This is a genomic window from Dietzia maris (assembly GCF_014144855.1).
Taxonomy (GTDB): Bacteria; Actinomycetota; Actinomycetes; order Mycobacteriales; family Mycobacteriaceae; genus Dietzia; species Dietzia kunjamensis.
This window is the reverse complement of record NZ_JAALDN010000520.1, coordinates 1-4843: the sequence shown is the minus strand read 5'-3', so window position 1 is coordinate 4843 and position 4843 is coordinate 1. Positions and strand designations below refer to the sequence as shown.

Below are 4843 nucleotides of genomic sequence, written 5' to 3'. Positions count from 1 at the left end.
CAGAGGGGTCAGCGCATCCGCCGATGCCGAGGTCGACCGGGCGGTGGCCGCGCATGACGCCGCGCTGCGCGACCAACGAGAGCGTCGGGAACTCATCGACAGGGCGATGACCGAACAGCGGAGGGAGACCGATCTGCGGGCGGCCGCCGCCACCGCGGCCGAGAGGCTGGAACCCGCCCAGCAGCGGGCCCGTCGGGCGAGGGCCGAACTGGAGGCGGCGGAGAAGCGAGTGATCCGGGCCCGCACCCGCCTCGATGCCGCACGCGCGGTCGAGGAGGGCGACCGCAGGCGTGCGGACCTCGAGCACCTGGAACGACTCCTCGGGATCCTGACAGAGGTGGGGGACGAGCTGCGCCGCAAGGAGGCGGAGCTCGCCGCGGTCGACGTCGCCGATGACTCGGTCGACGCCATCCGCCGCGCGGACGAGACGCTGCGGGAGGCCGTCATCCGGTCCGCAGCCAGTGCTCCCCGGGTGGAGATCACCGGTGAGGGCGAGTTCCGGGTCGGAGGGGAGGGACTCGACGCCTCTGCGGGGTGGACGCACGAGATCGTGGAGGACACCGTCTTCGAGGTCGGGACGGTCTCGCTGACTGTCGTCCCCGCGGGTGACACGGACTCCGTCCGACGGGACGAGCAGTCCGCTCGCCTCCGGCTGGACCACCTTCTCGCGGAGCTCGGTGTGGAGAACCCCACGGAGGCGGAGGAACGCTCCCGGCGGGCGGGCGCCCTGCGTGCCGAGATCGAGGCACTGCGTCGACGGCGATCGGACCTCCTCGGCGGCGAGACGGCGGATGATCTCACCGCGAGGCGGGACGACCTGCGCTCACGGGTCCCGGCCGGGACCGTGCCGTCCGGCCAGGTCGCGGAGGGGCGGGAAGGCGGGGCCGTCGCGGAGGGGGAGGGCGATCCGGAGACCGAGTACGCCGCCGCGGAGGAATCGGTCGTCCGCTGCAGGGCGGAGGATCGCGCCGCATCCGCCGAGGCCGAAACACTCCGCACCGAGTACGCGACCCGTATCGCACTGGCAGACGAGGCAGCCGGCCGGCACGGTGAGTGCGGGGAGGCGCTGTCGGCCGCGCGTGACGCCGCCCCGGATCTCAGCCTCGAGGAGAGGGCGGGGGAGGCGCGCCTCCGGGCAGAGACCGCCCGTGGGAAGGCACGGGAGGCGAAGGCGAAATTGGACGAGGCGCTCGCCGACGCGCCGCCCGGTCTGCTGGACAACGCCCGGGCCTCGCTGTCCTCACTGGCCGCCGAGGAACGCGAATCGGCTGCTGCCGTCGCCACGTCGATGGGCCGGGTCAACGCGATCGGCGACCAGGGCCGGCTCGAGGGGGTCGCTTCCGCCGAGCGCGAACTCGAGGCGGCGGAGAGGGAGAACGCAGCGCTGTGGCGCCGAGCCCGTGCGGCGGACCTGCTCCACCGCACACTCGCGGCGCGTCGATCGGAGGCTCTGCTCGCGTACCAGGCCCCGTTCCACAGGGCGGTCGTCGAACTCGGTTCACTCGTGTACGGGCGTGACTTCGACGTGAGGCTCGGCGAGGATCTGACCATCCTGTCCAGGCGGGTCGGGGATGTGACCGTCGACTACGAATCGCTGTCCGGGGGCGCCAGGGAGCAGTTGGCGGTGATCGTCCGGATCGCCTGTGCGCGACTCGTCGGTGACGACGGCGTCCCCGTTTTCCTCGACGACACCATGGGCTATACGGATCCCTCTCGCCGACTCACCATGGGAGCGGTCATCGCCGCGGCTGCGGCGACGTCACAGGTCATCGTGCTCACGTGCGACCGCGCCCGGTTCGCGGGTATCGGGGGCGCACACACCCACGTCATGCAGAGGTCTTGCGCCGATCGCGAGTGAACGCCGTTGACGGCGGCGGGCGCCCCGGAGCGGTGGTGGAGGAATGCCGAGTGGGTCGTCGTGCTGTAATAGCCCCATGACGGAGACACGCTGGTTGAGCGATGACGAGCAGCGCATGTGGCGCCGGTACCGCGATGTGAACCAACTGCTCGAACTCGCCATGGAGCGCCAACTCCAGCGGGACGCCTCGATGTCTCAATCCGATTACTCGGTTCTGGTGAGCCTCAGTGAGGCCGACAACCGGGGACTCCGGGCGAGGGAACTCGGCGCCGCACTCGGCTGGGACCGCAGCCGGGTCTCTCACCAGGTCCGGCGTATGGAGGGGCGCGGCCTGGTGGCCAAGGGAGAATGCGCGGAGGACGGTCGCGGGACCGTCGTCACCCTCACCGAGGCGGGCGCCCAGGCGATCGCGTCAGTGGCCCCCAAGCACGTCGAGAAGGTCCGGGAGTTGTTCATCGACGTGCTCTCCGAGCACGAGGTACTCGCACTCACCGACATCTACGAGCGAGTCGTCGACCGCATCGGTGAGGTGGACGGAATCACCCGGCCCACCTGACGCGGAGCGGGAGAGACGAGAAGGGCCCGGGCAACCGCCCGGGCCCTTCTCGTTTTGCTTGTGCCCCCGAAGGGAATCGAACCCCTGATTTTTTGTAGGGGGGTCGTCGAACCTGTGTGTTATTGAGCGTGTGTCGATGTCATCGAGAGTGGTGTATGAACTCGGTCAATGTTCCGACGCACCGACGGGGCGTTGCGCTTGATTGCGTCTTGTAGTCACTCAAAGCGTGGGGAAAGTAGAAACCACCGTCGAAACCGTCGTTTGATGTGTGGAAGCGAGGCGGGTTGACTGCCGGTGTGGTGCGAGAGGCCCCCGGCGCGACTCTCGGAGCAACTCGACCACGGGATGGAAGCCGCTAAGGAAGAATCCCGGAGACTGCCCTCCGACGACTAAGGAAAAGCGTGCCGCCCTCCACCTATCTCGACAACACCGCGCCCCCGGCGTCGACGACATGCTCGAAGCGGAAGCCGAATGCCTCGACGACGAAGGCACAGGCCGGCCGCTTCCGTTCGAGCCCCCCGAAGTACGGGCTGCCTGCGACATCGGCGCACCGTCGCAGGGCGAACTCAGCCGCCGGCTTGGTCAACGGCGCCGGAGAAGAGAACCAAGCACCCGACCAGTGGGATGGTGCCTGAGATGGCGAACGGTGAATAATGGTGCGACGGCTCGGAGGGGGGAGCTTGCCCGCTTTACTGCGCGCTAGGCTGGGAGGTCTTGTCACGTGACCTCCTACACGCCGCGGTGCCTTCAGGGCGGGTGTCAGGTCCTCATCGACGATGAGGTCGATGAGTACTTGCGCAGGCTTCGAAAGAACGACCTAATGGCCTGGACGGTTTACGACCAGATCATCAAGGCGGTTCGCGGCCCCGGGCTGAGCTGTGTTCGCGACGAAAAGGGCTACCCCCTTAGCGATGGGGCCTACTACGAGGCGCCTCTGGGCGGACGTTTTGCCGAGCCAGGGCTTCCCTGGGTGGGGGAGTTCAAGTCTCTGGGCCGGAACAAGAAGACTCCCAAGGGGGTGCTCTACCGCACCTACCATCGGATCTACTTCGCGGAGCCGCACGGCCCTCTGCCCATGGTGGCTTTGGTTCACTACGGGGTGAAGCAGTCGCACAAGCGTGAGCCGGGGGAGCAGGACCGCCAGATCCGCAAGGCTATGGACAAGGTTGGAGTACTTTTCGACGATGCTGGCTGGTCGTACCCCACGCTGTGACGTTTGCATCACGTTTGGCCCCGGAATTATGCGACAGGTGCCACACTGGTGCAGTATCGAGCACATCCCTGGAAAAGTGGAAGGAGCACCGCTATGGCACTGAGAGTTGTCCATGAGACGCCTGGGGCTGATGGCTCGCCCGAGGAGGCTCGGGCGGTTGCCCTCCGCGTAGAGGAGCGCACCTTCCTCCGTCGTCTGGTCGAATTGCGTGAGCAGGCCGGACTCAATCAGACCCAGGTGGCTGGTCGGATGGGCATTGACCGTTCATTCGTGTCTCGTTTCGAGAAGTTCGACAGCGCCCCCCGGATGGACACGATTGTCCGGTATGCACACGCTATCGGCGCAAGACTCCACTTGGATGCGGAACTTGAGTGTGAAGACCTCGCCGCAAGCACGCCGAGCATGTCTGAATGGCTTAGTGCATCGATGCACGTGTCCGTCGGCGAGCGGCCAGCGACTTCGGCGCGGAAAATGTGGGTCGACGCACGGTGCTGAGTTCGGAGTTTAAATCTGCGCTGGCAAAGTTGGGCGACACATCGATCCAGGTGATCTCGCATCAGGCTCGCCTTGTCCAGACCATCCCGATGGACGAGGAAGACGAGAAGCTGCAGCGTGCCAACGCACAGGTCGACGATGGCGCGAACTTTCAGTGGGGCGTGGTCATCGCCAGCGGCATGGTTGCTTTCCGTCTGAAGTTCTGGGTGAAGAGCGCCAACGTGATTGTCGAAGCAGACGTCGCAGTAAACTGGGAAGTCCTCCCCGAAGCGAAGCTCTCGGATGACGAGGTCAAGTCATTCATGCTTGAGTACGGCGCTGCAGCCACCCACGGCGCGGCTCTAACTGTCTTGCATATGGACCTTCAACTCCTCGCAACGAACGGCGCCTTTCGATTCTCTATCGAAAAAGAGCTTCTGAGTGATTTGGAGAACAACTTCGATTCGCGAGTCACCCACATAAGCGTTAGCGAAACCGACAACGCCGACTCACATTAATTCAACCGGCGCAGCATGTCGCGGGCGGCGCGGTAGCCACACTCGTATGATTCCTGTTCAACGGCGGTAGCTTTCGGACCTACGTGATCAGATCCCCGGCATGCGTGTACACCGATACCATCCGTGGCGCGTACTCCGGGATCTGCCACACATCACCCTCCGGTTGTCCGTGGCCGTCTGTTTGGGACGCCTTTCGGAAAGCGCGGTTCTGATGATCGGGTAGC

At 65.8% G+C, this 4843-nt stretch carries 5 protein-coding genes; all 5 read left to right on the top strand.

Features of this window, described 5'->3' with window-relative positions; genetic code table 11:
- Positions 1 to 1858: chromosome partitioning protein (locus tag G6024_RS15565; protein ID WP_159149119.1), on the top strand; the 1858-nt coding region annotated here is incomplete at its 5' end.
- A 76-nt stretch (positions 1859 to 1934) separates the two neighbouring features.
- Entirely contained in the window at positions 1935 to 2414 is a 480-nt protein-coding gene (locus G6024_RS15560) for a MarR family winged helix-turn-helix transcriptional regulator (protein ID WP_235027941.1), read from the top strand.
- Between the two features lie 721 nt (positions 2415 to 3135).
- Positions 3136 to 3627 (top strand): hypothetical protein, encoded by a 492-nt coding sequence (locus tag G6024_RS15555; RefSeq protein ID WP_159149118.1) that lies wholly within the window; start codon positions 3136 to 3138, stop codon positions 3625 to 3627.
- Positions 3628 to 3720: 93 nt separating this feature from the next.
- Entirely contained in the window at positions 3721 to 4122 is a 402-nt protein-coding gene (locus tag G6024_RS15550) for a type II toxin-antitoxin system RelB family anti-toxin (RefSeq protein ID WP_159149117.1), read from the top strand.
- Positions 4116 to 4619: a hypothetical protein gene (locus G6024_RS15545; protein WP_159149116.1), complete on the top strand. Its 504-nt coding sequence runs from the start codon at positions 4116 to 4118 to the stop codon at positions 4617 to 4619. Before G6024_RS15550 ends, G6024_RS15545 begins: the two co-directional genes overlap by 7 nt.
- Positions 4620 to 4843 lie beyond the last annotated feature (224 nt).

What these genes read in the sequence shown, in the direction of transcription:
- G6024_RS15560 (WP_235027941.1), top strand. Translation starts at nt 1,935, where the DNA reads ATGACGGAGACACGCTGGTTGAGCGATGACGAGCAGCGCATGTGGCGC.
- G6024_RS15550 (WP_159149117.1), top strand. Translation starts at nt 3,721, where the DNA reads ATGGCACTGAGAGTTGTCCATGAGACGCCTGGGGCTGATGGCTCGCCC.